Source organism: Porphyrobacter sp. YT40, assembly GCF_006542605.1.
Lineage (GTDB): Bacteria > Pseudomonadota > Alphaproteobacteria > Sphingomonadales > Sphingomonadaceae > Erythrobacter.
Window position 1 is genome coordinate 3692252 of the sequence record NZ_CP041222.1, and the last position, 19511, is coordinate 3711762.

A 19511-nucleotide genomic window follows, 5' to 3' on the forward strand; every position below is an offset into this window, starting at 1 on the left:
CCTCATATGCAAGGCCATGGTCACCATCCCCCCACAGCCCTGGCCCACGGGCCTGGCCGAAGATGTCGAGCCGCTGGTGCGCCGCGTGCTCGCGCCCAACCCTTCGCCCTATACCTTCACCGGCACCCAGACCTATGTGGTCGGAGAGCCGCAAGGGCCGGACTGCGCGGTGATCGATCCGGGCCCGGACGAGGCTGCGCATATCGAGGCGATCCTCGCCGCGATTGCGGGTCGCAAGGTCATCGCGATCATGTGCACCCACACCCACCGCGATCACTCGCCCGCCGCCGCCCCGCTTGCCGCACGGACCGGCGCGCCGATCGTCGGCTGCGCGCCGCTGGTGCTGGCGGTGGACGGGCCGCGCTCGGACGAGGCCTTCGATCCGACCTATGCCCCCGACCGCGTGCTCGACGATGGCGAGGCGATGCGCGGCACCGGCTGGACGCTCACGGCTGTGGCGACACCGGGGCACACCTCCAACCACCTGTGCTTCGCGCTGGAGGAAAGCGGGGCGCTGTTCACCGGCGATCATGTCATGGGCTGGTCGACCAGCGTGGTGATCCCGCCCGATGGCGACATGGGCGATTACATGGCGAGCCTCGACAAGCTGATGGCGCGCGACGATGTGCGCTACCACTCGGCCCATGGCGCCGCGATCGAGAAGCCCAAACAGCTCGTGCGCGGCATGATCGGCCACCGCCGCCAGCGCGAGAACCAGATCCTGCGCCTGCTGGGCGAGGCCGCGCGGCCGGTGAGCGATTTCATCCCCGCGATGTACAAGGGCCTCGACCCGCGCCTGATCGGGGCGGCCGAGATGAGCGTCACCGCGCATCTCATCGACTTGGAAAGGCGCGGGCTGGCCGCTAGGGCGGGCGATATCTGGCACATCGGGAAGGGCGCGGAATGATCAAGACGACCATCAAGGCGGGGCTGGCCGCAGCACTTGCGATGCTGGCCAGCGGGCCGCTCGCCGCGCAGCAAAGCACGCAGGACGCCTTCACCGCGGCTGTCGGTTCGCTCACCCGGAGGCTCGGGCCGGTCGAAAGCGGGCCCGAGATCGCCACCACCGATGCCGCCGCCAACGCCGCCGATCTCGCCGCGATCGAGCAGGCGCTCGACCTTTTCGGCGAGGGGGACTTCCCGCTGAACGGCTTCGCGACCTTCGAAAGCGTGTGCGAGCCGCTTAACCGCCTGTCGGTGCGGCACGTGCTCGATGGCGCCGCAGCGCTGCGCCGCCCCGCCGATGCCGCCCCGCCGACTCCGGCGGAAATGCAGACCTTCACCGCCCAGTTGCAGACGCTGCAATTGCAGAACGCCGCGCGCTATCAGGACGCGATGACGGTGCTGACGGGCGGCGGGCTGCGCTGCATGGTGAAGCATTTTCCGACCCTCTCGGCCTTCCTTGCCGGATTGCCCGAGGCCGAACGCACGCCCATCCGCATCGACGGCGCGCGCAAGATGCGGCAGGGCGGCGCGCAGACGCTGATCGGCTTCGCGATGGCGCTGCGCGATCCTTCCACCACGCCCGAGAACAGGGCCCGGCTCGCTGCCTATCTGGCCGAGGTGGCAGATCCCCTCGCCGCCGCGCTGACGCCCGAGCTGCGCACCTACGTCACCGCCTCGATCGACCAATTGCCCGCAACGCAGGACCCCGAGGCGCTGGCGACGACCGCACTCATCAAGACCGCGATGGCGACCGACACCTGCGAGAGCCTGTGCCGCTACTGATGGACCGCTGAACGCCGTCCGTCGATCTGCCGCTGCGGGCGGCACAGATCACGCTTGCCGCCGACCCCGTTTCGTGTTCCTCTTCCGTCAGGGGGCGCATAGTCGGGGGGATCGGGCACATGGCGACTTTGGCACAGGGCACGCGCGCGGCGGATGACGGCACGCGCTTCTTTCTCGCAATGGCGCTGGCGATGGCGCTGGTGATCGTGGCGGGCTTCAGTCTCAATCTGGCGATGGGCCGGTCGAGCTTCGCGCTGCCGTTGGCGTTCCATGTCCACGGCGTGATCTTCATGACCTGGCTCGGCCTCTATCTGGCGCAGGCGGTGACGATCGCCACCGGCCATGTCGCCCTGCACAAAAGGCTCGGCAAGCTCGCCTATGTTCTTGTCCCGGCGATGGTGCTGGCAGGAGTGACGATCATCCTCGTCTCGCTGCGCGGCAGCGGCGGGCCGTTCTTCTTTGCGCAGAACGAGTTTCTGATCAGCAACCTCGCCGGCCTGCTCGCCTTCGGGGGGCTCGCGCTGTGGGCGCTGCGGGTGCGTCGGCACAGCGGGTGGCACCGGCGGTTGATGCTGGTGGCGATGAGCATTCTCACTGGCCCCGGCCTCGGGCGGTTGCTGCCGATGCCGCTGTTCATACCCTACGCCTGGCCGATCGCGGTGGGGGCGAGCTTCGCCTTCGGCATTGTGGCGATGGTGGCCGACTGGCGCGCCCATGGTCGCATTCACCCGGCCTATTGGTGGGGCATGGGAATCAATGTCGGCGCCTTCCTCGCCTCGATGGTGCTGGCCTACTCGCCGCTGGGTTATGCCATTACGGAAGCGGTGATTGCCGGCACCCCCGGCGCTGCCCGGCCGATGCAGGCTTTCCTGCCGCCCGGTTTTGCGATGTAGCGCGGGGGCGCAAGCTTTTCGCTCGATAATCGCGGGCCAGTGCCTATATCGACCTCTCCTGATGTTTTGGGGACCGAGACGATGAGCCTGCTGACCCGCAACCCCACCGGCACCGACCTGCTGGCCGAGATCGACCGCCTCCGCAAGGAGAAGAACGCGGTGATCCTCGCGCATTATTACCAGACGCCGGACATTCAGGACATTGCCGACTTCGTGGGCGACAGCCTCGAACTCTCGCGCAAGGCGGCGGCGACCGATGCGGATGTGATCGCCTTTTGCGGGGTCAAGTTCATGGCCGACACCGCCAAGATCCTCTCGCCGCAGAAGACCGTGATCCTGCCCGACATGGACGCCGGGTGCAGCCTTGAAGACAGCTGCCCGCCCGAGAAATTCCGCGCCTTCCGCGAAGCCCATCCCGATCACATCGCCCTGACCTACATCAATTGCTCGACCGAGGTGAAGGCGCTCTCCGACGTGATCGTCACCTCGTCCAGCGCCGAGACGATCCTCGCCCAGATCCCGCCCGAGCAGAAAATCATCTTCGGCCCCGACCGGCACTTGGGCGGCTATCTCGCGCGCAAGTTCAACCGCGAGATGCTGCTGTGGCCCGGCGTATGCATCGTCCACGAGGCGTTCTCGGAGACCGAATTGCTCAAGCTGAAGGAGCAATACCCCGGCGCGCCCATCGCCGCGCACCCGGAATGCCCGCCGACGATTATCGACCACGCGGATTACGTGGGATCGACCAGCGGCATCCTGAGCTTCGCCAAAACCTTCCCCGGCGACACCCTGATCGTCGCGACCGAGCCGCACATCATCCACCAGATGGAAAAGGCGCTGCCCGAAAAGACCTTCATCGGCGCGCCCGGTGCGGACGGCAACTGTTCGTGCAATATCTGCCCCTACATGGCGCTGAACACGATGGAGAAGCTCTATGTGGCGCTGCGCGACCTCAGCCCCCAGATCGAAATCGAGGAAGGCATCCGCCTGAAAGCCAAACGCAGCCTCGACCGGATGCTCGAAATGGCGAGCGGGACGGTTGGCATGGGCGATCTGGGCAAGGTCGCCTTTTCGGGCGACTGATCCACGCCGTCTGCGGCGCGACAGGGAAAACGGGGCACTGACATGACGGCGCGCATCAGGCTGTTCTGGATCACGCTGCGGGGGAGCTACTGGTTCTACCCGGCCGCGCTGGCGATTGCCGCCTTCGCGCTGTCGCTGACGACGCTGCATCTCGATCGCACCCTCAACACCGCCTGGCTGGCCGAGATCGGTGTGATGGAACTGGCCGGGCCCGACAGTGCCTCGGACATTCTGGTGCTGGTGGCGGGCGCGATGCTGGGCGTGGCCTCGACCGTGTTCTCGATCACCATCGCCGCGGTCGCCTATGCCAGCGGCACCTATGGCCCGCGGCTGCTCAACAATTTCATGGAGGATCGCGGCAACAAGGTCAGCCTTGCCGTCTTCATCGCCACCTTCGTGTTCTGCGTGAACGTGCTGCGCACCATCCGGCACGACGGCGCGAAGACCACCGGCTTCGGCGGCGAGGTGCTGGAGCTGTCATCCTTCGTGCCCAATTTGTCGCTGCTGATCGCCTACGGGCTGATCATCGTCTCGGTCGGCACGCTGGTCTATTTCCTGCACCACATCCCGTCCTCGATCCGCATCCACACCGTGCTCCAGACCATAGGCGAGCGGCTGATCCGCGACATTTGCGAAGTTTATCCCGAAAAACCCTCCGCCCCCGCACCCGCGCGCGATGCCGAGGGCGCCCCGATCACCGCCGATCGCACCGGCTATGTCCAGTCGATCAGCTTCGACGCGCTCGCGACGCTGGCTGCGGCGACAGCCACGCGGATCACGCTCGACTGCCGCACCGGGGATTTCGTCCATCCCGGCATGGTGCTGGCCCGCTGGTCTGACGACGACGCCGCCGAGGGTGCCCCGTTCGACAGCGCCAAGGCGCGCGACGCTTTCGTGCTGGGCGGAATGCGGACTTCGGATCAGGACCTGCGCTTCCTGATCGACGAACTGGTCGAGATCGGCCTGCGCGCGCTCTCGCCCGGGATCAACGATCCCTTCACCGCGATCACCGCGATGCACTGGCTGGGCGCGGCGACCGCCGAACTCGGGCAGCGCGATCTCGACCGCCAGAGCGGCGATGACGAGAACGCGGCGGAGCAGCGCGTAATGCGGCGGGTGGTCACCTTCGCCGACTATGTCCGGCGCGGCTTCGGCTCGCTGCGCAGCGGGGTGGCGACGAGCCCGCTGGCGACGATGGTGGCACTGGAGACCATCGACAACGCCGCGCGGGTTCTCGACGACGAGACGCGCCGCGCCGATCTTCGAAGGGAGGCCGCGCTCTTGTTCGAACAGGCCAAGACCGCGCTGGTCGGCCCCGATCTCGCGATGGTCGAAGCGCGGTATCGTGCCATCGAGGCGGCGGGCGCCTAAGCCCGCGCCCGGCTCACCGCCAGCGCCGCGCCGACCAGCACCATCCCGACGATGTCGAGCCCGGACAGCACCTCCCCGAACGCCAGCCAGCCATAGAGCGACGCGACCACCGGCTGGGTCAGCAGCGCAAGCCCCACGACCAGCGGCGGGAAATATTTGAGCGCGAAGACCATCAGCCCCTGCCCGATCAACTGGCTGCCGATGAACAGGCCCACGATCGGCCACCAGGTGCCCGGCCAGACCGGCTCGCCCAGCAGCAGGGCGATGGCGAGCAGCACCGGCGCGCCGAACAGGCTGACCCAGACCAGCAGGCTCCACGACCCAAACTGCCCGCGCGCACCCTGCAACGTCAGCAGATAGACCGCATAGAGCAGCCCTGCGGTCACGCTGAACAGATCGCCCACCAGCGTTTCGTGACTGATTTCGAGGCTGCGCCCCATCAGGATCGCCGCACCGGTCAGCGCAAAGACGATCGCCAGCCACTCCAGCTTCCCCGGCAGGGTGCGCGCCACCAGAAAGCCCCAGAACAGCAGCACGATCGACCCCGCATTGCCGAACAGCGTCGCATTGCCCAGCCGGGTCATGCCGATCCCGATATGCCAGCTGGCGAGATCGAGCGCGAAGGTCACCGCCCCCAGCGCCACCAGCGCCAGCGTCATCGCGGGCATTCCCGTCAGCCGCTGGCCATTGGCGCGGGCGAGCAGCACGAGGAAGGGCAGCGCCAGAAACAGCCGCCAGAACCCGGCGGCGACGGGGCCGGTGTCCGCCACCCGCACGAACCACGGCCCGATCGCGAGCGCGACATTGCCGCCGATCAACGCAAACAGCAGCAGCCACGCCGCCGGGCGGGCCGGTTCGCCGACAAGTTCTGCTTTGCCCGCACCCTCATTTTCCATTCTTGCGCCCTAGCCCCGCGCCCCCCAATTGGATAGCAACAAGCAACCGACGCTGAAGGATTACCCACACATGCATGACGTTCTGTTCCAGCCGCTCCAGATGGGCGCGCTCCATGCCAAGAACCGTATCCACATGGCCCCGCTCACCCGCGGACGCGCGGCCGAGCCGATGTTCGTGCCCAACGACATGATGGCGACCTATTACCGCCAGCGTGCGGGCGCGGGCATGATCCTGACCGAAGCGACCGGCATCAGCCGCGAAGGCCTCGGCTGGCCGTCGGCACCGGGGATCTGGAGCGACGAGCAGGTCGAAGCGTGGAAGCCGATCACCCGCGCGGTGCACGAGGAAGGCGGCCTCATCGTCATGCAGCTGTGGCACATGGGGCGGATCGTCCACCCGGTGTTCCTCGACGGCCAGCCGCCCTTCTCCGCCAGCGCCACCACCGCGCCGGGCGAAGCGCACACGCCGCAGGGCAAGCAGCCCTATGCCGAGGCGCGCGAAATGACGCTGGAGGACATTCGCCGCACCGTCCACGATTACCGCCGCGCCGCCGAGAACGCCAAGAAGGCGGGCTTCGACGGGGTGCAGCTGCACGGCGCGAATGGCTACCTTGTCGACCAGTTCCTGCGTGACAAGACCAACCTGCGCACCGACGAATACGGCGGCAGCCCCGAAAACCGCACCCGCTTCATGCGCGAGGTGCTCGAAGCGCTGATCGACGTGTGGGGCGCGGACCGCGTCGGCATCCGCCTCTCGCCCAATGGCGATTCGCAAGGCACCGATGACAGCAACCCGCCCGCAACCTTCGGCGCGGCCGCCAAGGTCTGCGAAGAACTGCGCCTCGCCTTCGTCGAACTGCGCGAGCCCGGGCCGGATGGCACCTTCGGCAACACCGACGTGCCCAAGCAGAGCCCGCTGATCCGCAAGATCTATTCCGGCCCGCTGATCCTCAATTCGGACTACACCGCCGAGGAAGCCGTCGCCGATATCGAAGCGGGCAAGTGCGATGCGGTGAGCTTCGGGCGGCCCTATATCTCCAACCCCGATCTCGACAAGCGGATCGCGGCGGGCGCGCACTGGAACCCCAACAAGGACGTGCCCAAGAGCTGGTACTTCCCGATTCCCGAAGGCTATATCGACTACCCGACGCTGGAAGAAGAACAGGCCCAGGCGGCGGAGTAAGGCTCAAACCCCCGGCAGCGTCCGCTTCGGGCGCTGCCGGGGGGAAAGCGCTTGGTTGGAGAGCGACGTAAAAGCGGAAGCTGGCGATTGTCCTGATCGTCATCCCAGCGAAAGCTGGGATCGCTCTCGCGCTCGTGCCAGCTTATGCCGAGGCTCCCATAGAAAGGGCCACGAAGGCAGAGGGTGCGCTGAAAGTTCGAGCCGGTCGCTCAAATCAACCCTGAATGGAGTGACCTTTTCGAGCTAATTCCCGGGCCGGCAGCGATCCCAGCTTTCGCTGGGATGACGAAGAGGCAAGGTGGGAGCTCCCCACCCACCTTCGGTCATCTACCCATTCCTGCCCATTTCCCGAAAGCACATATCCGCCGCAACCATGGCGGCAGCGGGTGACGAGACAGATTACTCGGCGGGGGCGGGTGCGGCAGGTGCCGCTTCGGCCGCTTCGCTTGCCGGGGCGTCGTTGATGCCCGGTGCGGGCTCGACCTCTGGCTGCTCGGCATCGAGGTCGCTCGCCTGCGCGGCCTGACGCGGGGCGAGCGGGGCCTGCGAGGTCACCTGATCGAGCGGGATCATCGCGTCCGAGATCGATCCTTCCAGCACCTCGCCCGACGCAGCGCCGCCCTGCTGCGCGGCAGGCGCGGCCTCATCGCCGCAGGCGGCAAGGGCGAGGGCCAGAACGGCAAGGGGCGCAAGGCGGATCATCGGCACGCCCTTTTGGCGGCGGCATCGAGCGCGTCAAGGAAATCGTCGCTAGTGGCTATCAGGGCGTCGTCCCATTCCTCGGGCGACACGCTGAGGCCCAGCCGCGCCAGACTTGTCACGCCGTATTCGGCGATCCCGCAGGGCACGATCCCGCCGAAATGCGAAAGGTCGGGGTCGAGATTGACCGAGAAGCCGTGCATCGTCACCCAGCGCCGCACGCGCACGCCGATCGCGCCGATCTTGGCCTCGGCGCCGTCGATGTCGCGGGTCCAGATGCCCACGCGGCCCTCGGCCCGCCAGCTTTCGACGCCGAGGCGCGCGAGCGTGGCGATCACCCAACCCTCGATCGCGTGAACGAAGCAGCGCACGTCCTTGCCGCGCTCCGCAAGGTTCAGCACCAGATAGCCGATCCGCTGGCCGGGCCCATGATAGGTATAGCGCCCGCCGCGCCCGGCCTCGACCACTTCGAAGCGCGGATCGACCAGCTCGGCCGGGTCGGCGCTGGTGCCTGCGGTATAGACCGGGGGGTGTTCGAGCAGCCACACCAGCTCCGCCGCGCGGCCTTCATGCACGGCGGTGTTGCGCGCCTCCATTTCCGCGAGCGCCTGCGCATAGGGTACGGGCGCAGCCTCGCGCCGCCATTCGATCGGAAAGCCGGGGCCGGGGACAGGAGCAATGCTTGCCATGGCGCATCGGTGGGGGCATTGGTCGGCGAGATCAAGAGGCGATTGCGCGCCCGGTGCGCGCCTCGCGATGAAAGGGATCCGACATGGCCAACCGCAAGCTCGACATGGGGGCCGCCTGGACTCAGGCGACCGCGCTGATGGGCGCCAACCGCGACACGCTGAGCGCGATTGCCGGGCTGTTCTTCTTCCTCCCCGCCATGGCGAGCGCGCTGCTGGTGCCCGAGCTTTCCAACCCGCCCCAGGCCGCCCCACCGCCCGATGCCGATCCGCAGCTGGTGATGCAGGCGATGATGGACCAGATGACCGCCGTCTACGCCGCCAACTGGCCGCTGCTGCTGGCGGTGCTGGCAGTGCAGTTCCTCGGCTCGATGAGCATTTTCGCGCTGCTGACCGATCGTGGGCACCCGACCGTGGGGGAGGCATTGGCGACGGGGGCCAAGAGCCTGCCGTCCTATCTCGCCGCGCAGTTCGCGACCGTGATCGGCGTCTCGCTTGCCATCGGCATTCCGCTCGGCGTGCTGTCGGCCTTCGGCGGGCCGGCGGTGGGAGTGCTGGCGGCGCTGATCGCGCTAATCTTGATCGTCTATGTGATGGTGAAGCTGTCGCTGATCGGCCCGGTGATCGCGATCGAGGGGCTGCGCAACCCGCTCGCCGCGATGGGGCGGTCATGGCAGCTGACCAAGGGCAACAGCCTGCGCATCTTCCTCTTCATCCTGCTGCTGCTGCTGGTGATCGTCGTGATCTTCGGGCTGGTGTCAGGGGTGATGACGCTGATCCTCTCGGCGATCGGCGGCAGCGTGGCGACCATCGGCGGCGCGGTGATCGATGCGCTGGTGAGCGCGCTCACGGCGGTGATCTTCCTCACCGTGACGGTGACGATCCATCGCCAGCTCGCCGGCCCCTCGCCCGAGCGTGTCGCCGACGTGTTCGAATAGGCGCAAGGCGGGGCACGCGCGGCGATGGCCGACAGTCACCCTGACGAACCGCGCGATGTGACCGCGCCCGCTGCCGCCACCGGCGCGATCCCGCCTGCGCGCATGGCGCTGCTGTTCATGGTGATGCTGGTGACGGCGGCGGGCAACACCGCGATGCAATCGGTGATGCCCTCGATCGGCACCGCGTTGCAGGTCGAGGACGTGTGGATCAGCCTCGCCTATTCGTGGTCGGCGCTTCTGTGGGTGGTATGCGCGCCGTTCTGGGCGCGCAAGTCCGACCAGCGCGGGCGCAAGGCGATGATGACGCTGGGGCTGACCGGCTTCATCACCTCCTTCGTGCTGTGCGGCGCGGCGCTGTGGGCGGGGCTGGCAGGCTGGATGTCGGCGCTGTGGACGTTGATCGCCTTTGCCGCCGCGCGCAGCCTCTACGGCGGGTTCGGCAGCGCCGCGCCGCCTGCGGTGCAGGCCTACGTCGCCGCGCGCACCCCGCGGGCCGAGCGGACGCAGGCGCTTTCGCTGATCGCGTCGAGCTTCGGCCTCGGCACGGTAATCGGCCCGGCGCTGGCTCCGCTGATGGTGGTGCCCTTCCTCGGGCTGGGGCTGACCGGACCGTTCCTCGCCTTTGCCGCGCTGGGTGCGGTGGCGCTGGTGCTGCTGCGCCTGCGCCTGCCCAATGACGAGCCGAAATTCGCCGCGCGCGGTACCGGGATTGCCTATTCCAGCGGAACCGGCGCGCCGGTCGATCCGCAGATCGGCCCGGAAGCCGACGACATTGCCGAGCCGCCGCGCCTCAGTTGGCGCGACCCGCGGCTGCGCCCGTGGGTCTTCGCCGGGCTGTTTGGCGGGCACGCGCAGGCGATGGTGCTGGGGATTTCCGGCTTTCTGGTGCTCGACCGGCTGGGCCTGCGCGACACCCCGGCCGAGGGCGCGGGGCCGGTCGGGCTGGTGCTGATGGCGGGCGCGATCGCCACGCTGCTGGCGCAGTGGGGGCTGATCCCGCGCTTCGACCTCGGCCCGCGCGCGGCGACCTTGTGGGGCATCGCCACCGCCGCGTTCGGCACGGTGCTGCTGGCGGTGGCGGGCGATCTGCACCTGATCGCGCTGGGCTATGCCATCGCCTCGCTGGGCTTCGGCCTGTTCCGCCCCGGCACCACCGCCGGCACCTCGCTCGCGGTGACGCGCGCCGAACAGGGGCAGGCGAGCGGCATCGTCGCCTCGCTGGCGGGAGCGAGTTACATCTACGCCCCCGCGCTGGGCGTGTGGCTCTATGGCCATTCGGACTGGCTCGGCTTCGGGCTGATCGTGGCGCTGTGCGCCATCGTGCTGGTGCACGGGTGGTTCAGGCTGCAGGCGGATCGGGAGCTGACGCGTTCCTGATTGCGCACCCGCCTCCGCGGGTGCGTCCTCGGTGCTATTTCAAGCCCTTCGGGCTTGAGCACCTGCGGCTCGCGCGCGTGCGCTCGCGGCTGCTCCGCAGCCGATGCCAACGCTCACCCTAGAGTATCTCTAGAACAACATCCTGCGGGCGGCACAGGCGCACGCCCTTGTCGGTCTCCACCAGCGGGCGCTCGATCAGGATCGGATCGGCGACCATCGCTGCGAGCACCGTCGCATCGTCGGCCTCGGGCAGGCCGCGCTCCGCCGCATCGGTGCCGCGCAGGCGCAGGCCCTGCCGCGGCGTGATCCCGGCATCGCGGTAAAGCTGCGCAAGCTTTTCCGCAGTCGGCGGGGTCTTGAGATATTCGACTACCGCCACCTCCACCCGGCTGAGATTTTCGAGGATCGCCAATGTCTTGCGCGACGTGCCGCAGGCCGGATTGTGCCAGATCGTTGCCTTCATCGTCATTGCCCCTTGCTTCTCAAGCCAGCCCGCAGACCGGCAACTCGTGACCTCAAAGCCACATTTTGATGATTATCAATCGCAATTGCACGCAACACTTGCAGATGCGAATGGCTTGCAATAGCTGCGCAACCCAGACGACCCGAAAGGTATTCCATGATTCCCGTTCTCGCCCGCACCGCCCTGTTGCTCGGCTGCGCGACCATCGCTTTCCCTGCCCTTGCCAATACCGACGCCAGTGCCGAGGCCAGTGGTCCCGCTGATGCAGCCGAAGCCAGCCTCGCCGCGGCGGCCGAATCGAGCGCACAGGCGATCATCGTCACCGGCCAGGTGCTCTACACCGACCAGATGAACGCGACCAAGACCCCCACGCCGATCATCGACGTGCCGCAGTCGCTCAGCATCACCACGGCCGAACAGATCACCCGGCAGGGCTTCGATTCGGTTGCCGACATCGTGCTCTACACCCCCGGCGTCACCAATTCGCAGGGCGAAGGCCACCGCGATTCCGTGGTGTTCCGCGGCGTCCGCTCCACCGCCGACTTCTTCGTCGACGGGGTGCGCGACGATGTCGAATATTACCGCGGGTTCTACAATCTCGAACAGGTCGAGATCCTGCGCGGCCCCAACGCGCTGCTGTTCGGGCGCGGCGGCACCGGCGGCATTCTCAACCGCGTCACCAAGAAGGGCGTGGTGGGCGAGACCTTCACCGGCTTCCTCGCCTCGGTCGACAGCTTCGGCGCCTATAACCTGTGGGCCGACGTCAACCTCGCCACCGGCGACAATGCGGCGCTGCGCGTCAACGCGGCCTACGAGCATCTCGACAACCACCGCGACCTGTTCGACGGCGAACAGATCAGCGTGAACCCCACCTTCCGCGCCGAACTGGGCGGCCGCACCACGATCGACCTGTCCTACGAATATCTCGATCACGACCGCTTCATCGACCGCGGCATCCCCAGCGGTGACGATGGCGAGCCCGCGCGCTTCCTTCAGAACATCACCTTTGGCGACCCGGAAAACAACTACGCGACCTTCCGCGCCCACGTGCTGCGCGGCACGGTGCAGCACCGCTTCTCGGACAATCTGAAGGCCAACCTCACCGCCTCCTGGGGCGATTACGACAAGACCTACGCCAACTATTTCCCGGTCGATTACGACCCCGCCACCAACATCGTGGCGATCGACGGCTACATCGACAATGGCGAGCGCCGGAACTTCATCGTCTCGGGCAATCTGATCGGCGAATTCGCCACCGGCGGGATCGGCCACACGCTGATCGTTGGCGGCGAATATATCGACACCCGCAACGACAATAACCGCTTCAACGCCGTGTTCGACACTGCCGAGGCCGATGGCCGGCGCACCGATGTCGAGTTCTTCGAGGCGCGGCGGCCCTTCGCGATGCGCGGCGGGGTCGGCACGCTCGCCGACGGGCGCACCACCCGCTACGGTTTCACCGCGCTCAATGACGATACCGAGGCCGATCTCACCGTGTTTTCGGCCTATATCCAGGACGAGGTGAAGCTGGCCGACTGGCTGCGCGTGGTGCTCGGCGCGCGGTTCGACAGCTTCGACATCGCCGTGCTCGACAACCGCACCGGGATCGTGCGCAGCCGCAAGGACGAGGAAGTGACCCCGCGCGTCGGCCTGATCCTCAAGCCGCGCGAGAACCTTTCGATTTACGGCAGCTATTCCGAAACCTTCCTGCCGCGTTCGGGCGACCAGTTCGCCGATCTGGGCGGCGGGGCGGACGCGCTCGATCCCGACACCTTCTCCAACCTCGAAGCAGGCGTGAAGTGGGACGTGCGCCCCGATCTCGCGCTGACCGCTTCGGTGTTCGAGATCGAACAGTCGTCACCGCAGGTGGCGGACGAGAACCCCGACACGCTCGAAGTGATCGACAGCAAGATCCGCGGCTTCGAGGCGCAGGTGATCGGTCAGGTCACCGAGAACTGGTCGCTGACCGCGGGCTACTCCTACCTCGACGGCGAACAGCAGAGCCGCACCGGCCCGACCGGACGGCGGTTGCGCGAACTGCCCGAGCACATGTTTTCGCTCTGGAACACGGTGCAGGCAACCGACAAGCTCGGCTTCGGCCTCGGCCTGACCGCGCAGGACGAGACATTCGCCGACAATGGCAACACCGTGACCCTGCCCGCCTATGCGCGGGTGGATATGGCGGTGTTCTACCAGCTGAATGACAGGCTGCGGTTGCAGGTGAATGTCGAAAACCTGACCGACGAGCTCTACTTTCCCACCGCCCACTCGGCCAACGAGCTGACGGTGGCCCCGCCGGTCAACGCACGGGTGACGATCACCGGAAGGTTCTGAGCAGGTCTATTCCGAGGGCGCGACGCGCAGGGCAGGCACGGCCCGCGCCGCGTCCTCGGGGCTGATCGCAGGGGCGGGCGCGGCGCTGATGCTTTCCTGCCGCTGGGCCACGCGCCCGGCCTGTTCGACCGCCTTCACCAGCCGCGGATAGACTCCGCAGCGGCAGATATTGGGGATCGCGGCGTCGATATCCTCGCGCGTGGGCTGGGGCGTGCGCATCAGCAGCGCGGCAGCGGCGATGACGATGCCGGGGGTGCAATAGCCACACTGGATCGCGCCTTGCGCCACCATCGCCTGCTGCACCGGGTGCGAGCGATCGCGCGAGAGGCCCTCGATCGTGGTGATCAGCCGCCCCTCGGCCTCGGCCAGCGTGATCGCGCAGGAGCGTAGCGCCACCCCGTCGACCAGCACCATGCACGCGCCCGAGCACTCCGGCCCGCCGCCGCAGGCCTTGGTGCCGGTGAGGTTCATCGCCTCGCGCAGCGCGTAGAGCAGCGGCATGCGCGGATCGAGGTCGAACTCGACCGGCCGCTGGTTGACGGTCATGCGCGACATCGGCGGTTCCTAGCGGGTTATTGACGCCAGCTGTCGTCGATACGGTCGATCTTGCGCTTCCACGCCTCGAAATCGAACATTCCCGCGCCGCCCTGTCCGCTCATCACGGCAAGGTCGCGCTGGTGAACGTCGACCACCGATTGCGGGACGAGCACGGGATCGCCCATGCTGAGCGTCGCCACCTGAATCTCGCAGGCGCGCTGGAGCGCCCACATCTTGACGAACATCCCCTGAATGGTGCGGTCCATCACGACAGGGCCATGATTGCGCAGCATCAGGATGGTATGGTTGCCGAGGTTCTGCACCAGCCGCTCGCCTTCCTCGGGACGCACGGTGACGCCCTCGAAATCGTGATAGCCGATCTGGCCCTGAAAATTGCAGGCGTAGAAATTGGTCGGCAGCAACCCGTCCTTGTGGCTCGCCACGGCCATCGTCGCGGTGGTGTGGACGTGGCAGATCGCATCGGCGCGCCCGCCCAGATGCTTGTGGAAATAGGCGTGCTGGGTGAAGCCCGCCTTGTTCACCATATAGGGCGAACCGCCGACATTGTTGCCCTCGACATCGATCTTGACGAGGTTGCTGGCGGTCACTTCGCTGTAGAGCAGGCCGAAGGGATTGATCAGGAACGTGTCCTGCTCCCCCGGCACCTTCAGCGAGATGTGGTTGTAGATCGATTCCGACCAGCCGAGATGATCGAAGATGCGATAGCACGCTGCCAGATCGAGCCGCGCCTGCCACTCTTCCTTGCTGCATTCGATACCGGGTTTCAGCTGGGTTGCCATCGCGCGGTTCCTCTCCGTCATTTCTTGGCGTCAGCTATCGCACGGCGAGGGAATGTTTTGCAAGGCATGGCAAGCCCGGCTAGGCCTGCTGCGCGATGAATGCCCCCGCCCCCTCTTCTGCGAAACTGGTGAGCGGCAGCATTCCGGGGCACCTCGTCAGCCAGACGCTGCCCGCGGTGATCGGCGTCGCCGCGATCATGTCGATCGGGATCGTCGATGCCTACTTCGTCGGGCAGCTGGGCAGCGATGCCCTCGCGGCGATCAGCTTCATCTTCCCCGTGACCGTGTCGAGCACATCGCTCGGCGTGGGGGTGATGGTGGGGATCAATTCGGTGGTCGCCCGCGCGCTGGGCGAAGGCGATTTCGAGCGTGCGAAGCGGCGCGCCAATTTCGGGATCGTTTTCGCAGTGGCCTGCGGGGTGCTTATGGGCCTTGCCCTGTGGCTGCTGATCGACCCGATCTTCACCGCGATGAACGCGCCCGCCTATCTGATGCCGCTGATCCATGACTACATGGTGCCCTATGCGATGGGCTTTCCGCTGAGCCTTGCGATCATGGGCTTCAACGGCGTGCTGCGCGGTCAGGGCGAAGCGAAGCGGACGAGCACGGTCAGCATCGCCTATGCCGCCGCCAACTGGGTACTGAACCCGATCCTGATCACCGGCGCGCTGGGGTTCGAGGGCTATGGCATCGCAGGCTCCGCCTATGCGACCGTGGCCGGGTGGGGCGTGGGCGTGCTGGTGGCGCTGGTGCTGCTGCGCGGCACGGCGCTGCCGCTCGATCTCGGAGCCCTGCGTGACTGCAGCCTGATCGATCCCGCCAAGGCGATCGTCAAGGTCGGGCTGCCGGCGGCTTTCTCCAATGCGATCAATCCCTTGGGCCTTGCCGTCCTGACCTCGCTGATCGCGATCGAAGGCGAAGCTGCCGTCGCCGGGTTCGGCGCGGCGGGGCGCTTGCAGAGCTTCGTTATCGTCCCGCTGCTCGGACTGTCGGGCGCGATCGGGGCGATCGTCGGGCAGAACTGGGGCGCGGGCCGGATCGACCGCGCGCGGCAGGCGACGCTCTATGCCGCAGGCTTCTGTGTGGTGTGGGGCCTGCTGGTGGCGGTGCTGATGCTGTTCGCGGGCGCGAGCCTCGGGCGGATTTTCTCCGACGATCCCGCCGTGGTCGCCGAGTTCGATCTCTACCTCAAAATTGCCGCCTGGGGCTATGCCGGGTTCGGTCTGCTGATCGTCGGCAACGGGATCATGAACGCGGTCGACAAGGCGGGTTTCGCGCTGGGGCAATCGGTCGCGCGGGTGTTTCTGGTGATGCTGCCGGTGGCGCTGGTGCTGCAACCGGGCATGGGCAGCGCCGCGATCTTCACCGCGGAGCTTGCCGCCAACCTGTTCGGTGCAGTTTCGGCGGTGGTGCTGGTGCGTTACATCTTCGCGCACAAGGCACCCTCCGGCGGGCATCGCGCCGCCGCGCGCTAGGCGAATGTTAACCAAATCCGCCCCATAGAACGGCGCCTGTAAGGCGGCAAAAGGGCGCACCACCTCATGGACGATCTGCTGGCGGATTTCATCGCCGAGACCCGCGAAATGCTGGAGGCCTCCAGCGGCGAACTCGTCGCATGGGAAGCCGATCCCGCCGACCGCGCGCGGCTCGACGCGATCTTCCGCTTCGTCCACACGGTGAAGGGCAATTGCGGCTTCTTCGATTTCCCCCGCCTTGCCGCCCTGTCGCACGCCGCAGAGGATGCGCTGTCCGATTGCCGGGCCGGGCGCCGCGATGCCGACGGGCCGCTGGTCACCGCCGTGCTCGCGATCATCGACCGGATCGCGGCGATGGTCGATGCGATCGAGGCGGGCGAGGATTTCCCCGAAGGCGGCGACGAAGCACTGATCGCTGGGCTCGATGCGGCAAACGATAGCGCCGCGCCCGAGACCTCGCGCCCCGATTCGTCCGCCCCGCTCCACGCCCCTGCCGACACCCTGCTCGCCGCCACCGACGATGCCGCAGCCCCCACCCGCCGTGCCGATGCTGCCGCCGCCCAGCGCACCATCCGCCTGCCGGTGGAACTGCTCGACCGGGTGATGAGCGGCGTTTCCGACATGGTGCTCGCCCGCAACGATCTCGCCCACCGGCTGCGGCAAGCGGGCAACCAGCCGACTATCGACGGCCCGTTCGAGCGGCTTACCACCATCCTTTCCGACGTGCGCGATGCGATCACACGGATGCGGATGCAGCGCATCGAAACGCTGTTCGGCGCGCTCCCGCGCCTGATCCGCGATCTTTCCGCCGAGCTTGGCAAGCAGGTGATGGTCGATCTCGACGGCGGCGATGTCGAACTCGACCGTGAGATGATCGAGACGATCCGCGATCCTCTCACCCACATCCTGCGCAACGCCATCGACCACGGGATCGAAGCGCCCGCCGCACGGCTGGCGAACGGCAAGCGCGAGATCGGCCTGATCGCCATCGCCGCGCGCCAATCGGGCAACACCATCAGCATCGTCATCGCCGATGACGGGCGTGGGCTGGACGAGGAACGCATCGCCGCCAAGGCCATCGCCACCGGCCTCGTCTCCGCCGCCGAGCGGGCGCAGATGAGCCGCGACCGCGTGCTCAACCTGATCTTCGAACCGGGCTTCTCCACCGCCGAGACCGTCAGCAATGTCTCGGGCCGCGGCGTGGGGCTCGATGTGGTGCGCCAGAATCTCGAGCGGGTCGGCGGATCGATCAAGGTGACCAGCGTGCCGGGCGAAGGCACCACCTTCAGCCTGCAGATTCCGCTCACACTCAGCATCATCGCCGGGCTGACGGTGGAGACCGGCGGGCAGCGCTTCGCGATTCCGCAATCCTATGTCGAGGAAATCGTCCAAGCCTCGTCCAGCGCGCTCGATCTCAGCTGGCTGGGGGAAAGCGCGCTGGTGACCTTCCGAGGGGTGCGCGTGCCGTGCCTGATGCTGGGCGAAGTGCTCGGCCTGCCCGGCAGCGAGACCGAAGCGCGCGATCCGACGCTGGTGATGCTGCGCCTCGCCAGCGGCGATCTCTTTGCGCTGGCGGTGGAGGGCATCCACAATCACGGCGATTTGGTGGTCAAGCCGCTCGCGCCTGCGGTGATGCGCTCCGGGCTCTATGCCGGATCGACATTGCTCGACGATGGCACCCCGGTGCTGCTGCTCGATGTCGCCAATATCGCGGCGCAGGCGGGCCTCGTCTCCGACACCCGCGCGCGGGTGCTGGCCGCCGCGAGCGACGACAGCGCCGCCGCCGAGGCCACGCCGCGGGCCATGCTGTTCACCGATTTCACCGGACGCCGCGCAGCGGTGCGGCTGGAGCTGGTGCAGCGCATCGAGACCGCGCCGGTCAGCGCGATCGACCGCACCCATGCCACCGCGCGGGTGGTGATCGACGGCATGATCCTGCCGCTCACCGGCCTGCCCGATGGCCCGCTCTCCGGCCGCCGCGTGCGTTTGTTGCGGCTGGGCGATGGCACCTGCGATTTGCTCTATGCCGTGCGCGAGGTCGAGGACGCGGTCGAACTCACCGCCCCACTGCAACCCGTCCCCGAAGACCCGCTGGTCGAGGCGGTCACGCTGATCGATGGGGCGCCGGTCACCCTGCTCGATGCGCACGCGCTCTTCGCCCGCTATGGCGAGGCACCGATCGCGGCCAAGCGCACCCGCTGTATTCTGCCCGAAGGCGAATGGGCACGCACCATTCTTGCCCCGCTGGTCGCGAGCGCGGGCTATGAGGTGTTGCCCGAAAGCGAAGGCGACACCGCCACCATCGGCCCGGATGCGATCCGGCCCGACGTCATTAGGATCGTGTTCGAGGATGTCTATGAAGTCGCCGAGGCGCTCGGACGCGAATTGCCGGGCACGGTGATCCGGCTGCGCGACCAGCCCGATGCGCCCGCCGGATGCGCGACCGTCTATCGCTATGACCGCGAAGGCCTGCTCGCCGCGCTCGCCGCCGCCAGCCGGGGGGCGAGAGCCGTCAGCAATGCCAGCACCGGAGAAGCCGCATGACCGGAGCCCTGCTTGTCATCATCCAGATCGCCGGGCGTCGCTGCGCGCTGGGCGCGCTGGAGGTCAAATCGGTGATCGAGATCGGCACCATCACCCCGGTGCCGCGCGCGCCGCACTGGATCAGCGGCATCACCGCGCTGCGCAGCCAGACGCTGACCGTGATCGACTGCCGCCGCGCGCTGGGTCTTTCGTCCGAAGACTGGCCGACCGATCACCGTGCCGTGGCGGTGGCCGATGGCGGCCATGCCTATGCCCTGCTGGTCGATTCGATCGAGGACATCACCACCGCCGCAGGCGAAGTCGGGCAGGTGCCGGGCGGGTTCGGCGCCGAATGGTCGCGCATTGCGACCGGCATGATCGAAACCCTCGCAGGCCCGGCGCTGCTGCTCGATCTGGGCGCTTTGCTGGCCGGGCCGGAGACCCTTTCGCGCGAAATCGAGACGCTGGTTTAATCCAATCCTTACCAAATCCACCCTAGGCTGGCCGCGCCAACCGCAGGAACGC

The 19511-nt window shown here is 67.4% G+C and carries 18 protein-coding genes; 12 read left to right on the forward strand and 6 right to left on the reverse strand.

All coding sequences use genetic code 11. The features are described from left to right. Positions 1 to 16: 16 nt before the first annotated feature. From E2E27_RS17325 to E2E27_RS17345, 5 genes are all read left to right on the forward strand, one after another. Positions 17 to 907 carry an MBL fold metallo-hydrolase gene (locus tag E2E27_RS17325; protein ID WP_141461304.1) on the forward strand — a complete coding sequence of 297 codons (891 nt, stop codon included), beginning with the start codon at positions 17 to 19 and terminating at the stop codon, positions 905 to 907. Then, entirely contained in the window at positions 904 to 1728 is an 825-nt protein-coding gene (locus E2E27_RS17330) for a hypothetical protein (RefSeq protein ID WP_141461306.1), read from the forward strand. Before E2E27_RS17325 ends, E2E27_RS17330 begins: the two co-directional genes overlap by 4 nt. Before the next feature lie 119 nt (positions 1729 to 1847). Beyond that, the gene (locus tag E2E27_RS17335) at positions 1848 to 2621 is read left to right on the forward strand and encodes a hypothetical protein (RefSeq protein ID WP_141461308.1); all 774 of its coding nucleotides are present in this window, start codon (positions 1848 to 1850) and stop codon (positions 2619 to 2621) included. Between the two features lie 81 nt (positions 2622 to 2702). After that, positions 2703 to 3704 (forward strand): quinolinate synthase NadA, encoded by a 1002-nt coding sequence (nadA, locus tag E2E27_RS17340; protein WP_141461310.1) that lies wholly within the window; start codon positions 2703 to 2705, stop codon positions 3702 to 3704. Between the two features lie 42 nt (positions 3705 to 3746). Next, positions 3747 to 5075, forward strand: coding sequence for a DUF2254 domain-containing protein (locus tag E2E27_RS17345; protein ID WP_141461312.1), 1329 nt, complete (start codon positions 3747 to 3749; stop codon positions 5073 to 5075). Here E2E27_RS17345 and E2E27_RS17350 read toward each other — a convergent pair. Further along, positions 5072 to 5971, reverse strand: coding sequence for a DMT family transporter (locus E2E27_RS17350; protein WP_141461314.1), 900 nt, complete (start codon positions 5969 to 5971; stop codon positions 5072 to 5074). The genes E2E27_RS17345 and E2E27_RS17350 overlap by 4 nt on opposite strands. A gap of 70 nt (positions 5972 to 6041) precedes the next feature. Between E2E27_RS17350 and E2E27_RS17355 the strand changes: the two genes are divergently transcribed. Beyond that, positions 6042 to 7154, forward strand: a complete 1113-nt coding sequence (locus E2E27_RS17355; RefSeq protein WP_141461316.1) for an alkene reductase — start codon at positions 6042 to 6044, stop codon at positions 7152 to 7154. 399 nt (positions 7155 to 7553) lie between these two features. Here E2E27_RS17355 and E2E27_RS17360 read toward each other — a convergent pair whose 3' ends face one another. Then, positions 7554 to 7856 carry a hypothetical protein gene (locus tag E2E27_RS17360; protein ID WP_141461318.1) on the reverse strand — a complete coding sequence of 101 codons (303 nt, stop codon included), beginning with the start codon at positions 7854 to 7856 and terminating at the stop codon, positions 7554 to 7556. Then, complete coding sequence (gene lipB, locus E2E27_RS17365; protein WP_181443498.1) at positions 7853 to 8542, reverse strand: lipoyl(octanoyl) transferase LipB; 690 nt, start codon at positions 8540 to 8542, stop codon at positions 7853 to 7855. Before lipB ends, E2E27_RS17360 begins: the two co-directional genes overlap by 4 nt. Before the next feature lie 83 nt (positions 8543 to 8625). Here lipB and E2E27_RS17370 point away from each other — a divergent pair, with 83 nt between their 5' ends. Further along, positions 8626 to 9477, forward strand: a complete 852-nt coding sequence (locus tag E2E27_RS17370) for a DUF7847 domain-containing protein (RefSeq protein WP_141461320.1) — start codon at positions 8626 to 8628, stop codon at positions 9475 to 9477. 24 nt (positions 9478 to 9501) lie between these two features. Then, positions 9502 to 10854, forward strand: coding sequence for an MFS transporter (locus E2E27_RS17375; RefSeq protein WP_141461322.1), 1353 nt, complete (start codon positions 9502 to 9504; stop codon positions 10852 to 10854). A gap of 118 nt (positions 10855 to 10972) precedes the next feature. On the opposite strand, the gene arsC is transcribed toward E2E27_RS17375, so the two are convergent. Beyond that, on the reverse strand, positions 10973 to 11317 hold the full coding sequence (gene arsC / locus E2E27_RS17380; RefSeq protein WP_141462021.1) for an arsenate reductase (glutaredoxin): 345 nt from the start codon (positions 11315 to 11317) through the stop codon (positions 10973 to 10975). Between the two features lie 156 nt (positions 11318 to 11473). Here arsC and E2E27_RS17385 point away from each other — a divergent pair, with 156 nt between their 5' ends. Then, positions 11474 to 13651 carry a TonB-dependent receptor gene (locus E2E27_RS17385; protein WP_141461324.1) on the forward strand — a complete coding sequence of 726 codons (2178 nt, stop codon included), beginning with the start codon at positions 11474 to 11476 and terminating at the stop codon, positions 13649 to 13651. 6 nt (positions 13652 to 13657) lie between these two features. On the opposite strand, the gene E2E27_RS17390 is transcribed toward E2E27_RS17385, so the two are convergent. Both E2E27_RS17390 and E2E27_RS17395 read right to left on the reverse strand, forming a co-directional pair. Continuing rightward, positions 13658 to 14206, reverse strand: a complete 549-nt coding sequence (locus E2E27_RS17390) for a (2Fe-2S)-binding protein (protein ID WP_141461326.1) — start codon at positions 14204 to 14206, stop codon at positions 13658 to 13660. Positions 14207 to 14223: 17 nt separating this feature from the next. Continuing rightward, on the reverse strand, positions 14224 to 14988 hold the full coding sequence (locus E2E27_RS17395; RefSeq protein ID WP_141461328.1) for a class II aldolase/adducin family protein: 765 nt from the start codon (positions 14986 to 14988) through the stop codon (positions 14224 to 14226). Positions 14989 to 15083: 95 nt separating this feature from the next. Here E2E27_RS17395 and E2E27_RS17400 point away from each other — a divergent pair, with 95 nt between their 5' ends. The 3 genes from E2E27_RS17400 (at position 15084) to E2E27_RS17410 (ending at position 19459) form a co-directional block, all read left to right on the forward strand. Then, the gene (locus tag E2E27_RS17400; RefSeq protein WP_141461331.1) at positions 15084 to 16463 is read left to right on the forward strand and encodes an MATE family efflux transporter; all 1380 of its coding nucleotides are present in this window, start codon (positions 15084 to 15086) and stop codon (positions 16461 to 16463) included. A gap of 66 nt (positions 16464 to 16529) precedes the next feature. Then, positions 16530 to 19007, forward strand: a complete 2478-nt coding sequence (locus E2E27_RS17405) for a chemotaxis protein CheA (protein ID WP_141461333.1) — start codon at positions 16530 to 16532, stop codon at positions 19005 to 19007. Further along, positions 19004 to 19459, forward strand: coding sequence for a chemotaxis protein CheW (locus tag E2E27_RS17410; protein ID WP_141461335.1), 456 nt, complete (start codon positions 19004 to 19006; stop codon positions 19457 to 19459). The genes E2E27_RS17405 and E2E27_RS17410 overlap by 4 nt, the downstream gene beginning before the upstream one ends. Positions 19460 to 19511 lie beyond the last annotated feature (52 nt).

Bases quoted from the DNA above. Each gene is read 5' to 3' on its own strand.
- E2E27_RS17405 (WP_141461333.1), top strand. From the start codon at position 16,530: ATGGACGATCTGCTGGCGGATTTCATCGCCGAGACCCGCGAAATGCTG.
- E2E27_RS17395 (WP_141461328.1), bottom strand. From the start codon at position 14,988: ATGGCAACCCAGCTGAAACCCGGTATCGAATGCAGCAAGGAAGAGTGG.
- E2E27_RS17400 (WP_141461331.1), top strand. From the start codon at position 15,084: ATGAATGCCCCCGCCCCCTCTTCTGCGAAACTGGTGAGCGGCAGCATT.
- E2E27_RS17355 (WP_141461316.1), top strand. From the start codon at position 6,042: ATGCATGACGTTCTGTTCCAGCCGCTCCAGATGGGCGCGCTCCATGCC.
- E2E27_RS17345 (WP_141461312.1), top strand. From the start codon at position 3,747: ATGACGGCGCGCATCAGGCTGTTCTGGATCACGCTGCGGGGGAGCTAC.
- E2E27_RS17375 (WP_141461322.1), top strand. From the start codon at position 9,502: ATGGCCGACAGTCACCCTGACGAACCGCGCGATGTGACCGCGCCCGCT.
- E2E27_RS17370 (WP_141461320.1), top strand. From the start codon at position 8,626: ATGGCCAACCGCAAGCTCGACATGGGGGCCGCCTGGACTCAGGCGACC.
- E2E27_RS17335 (WP_141461308.1), top strand. From the start codon at position 1,848: ATGGCGACTTTGGCACAGGGCACGCGCGCGGCGGATGACGGCACGCGC.
- E2E27_RS17325 (WP_141461304.1), top strand. From the start codon at position 17: ATGGTCACCATCCCCCCACAGCCCTGGCCCACGGGCCTGGCCGAAGAT.
- E2E27_RS17385 (WP_141461324.1), top strand. From the start codon at position 11,474: ATGATTCCCGTTCTCGCCCGCACCGCCCTGTTGCTCGGCTGCGCGACC.
- E2E27_RS17330 (WP_141461306.1), top strand. From the start codon at position 904: ATGATCAAGACGACCATCAAGGCGGGGCTGGCCGCAGCACTTGCGATG.
- E2E27_RS17360 (WP_141461318.1), bottom strand. From the start codon at position 7,856: ATGATCCGCCTTGCGCCCCTTGCCGTTCTGGCCCTCGCCCTTGCCGCC.
- arsC (WP_141462021.1), bottom strand. From the start codon at position 11,317: ATGAAGGCAACGATCTGGCACAATCCGGCCTGCGGCACGTCGCGCAAG.
- E2E27_RS17390 (WP_141461326.1), bottom strand. From the start codon at position 14,206: ATGTCGCGCATGACCGTCAACCAGCGGCCGGTCGAGTTCGACCTCGAT.
- E2E27_RS17350 (WP_141461314.1), bottom strand. From the start codon at position 5,971: ATGGAAAATGAGGGTGCGGGCAAAGCAGAACTTGTCGGCGAACCGGCC.
- E2E27_RS17410 (WP_141461335.1), top strand. From the start codon at position 19,004: ATGACCGGAGCCCTGCTTGTCATCATCCAGATCGCCGGGCGTCGCTGC.
- lipB (WP_181443498.1), bottom strand. From the start codon at position 8,542: ATGGCAAGCATTGCTCCTGTCCCCGGCCCCGGCTTTCCGATCGAATGG.
- nadA (WP_141461310.1), top strand. From the start codon at position 2,703: ATGAGCCTGCTGACCCGCAACCCCACCGGCACCGACCTGCTGGCCGAG.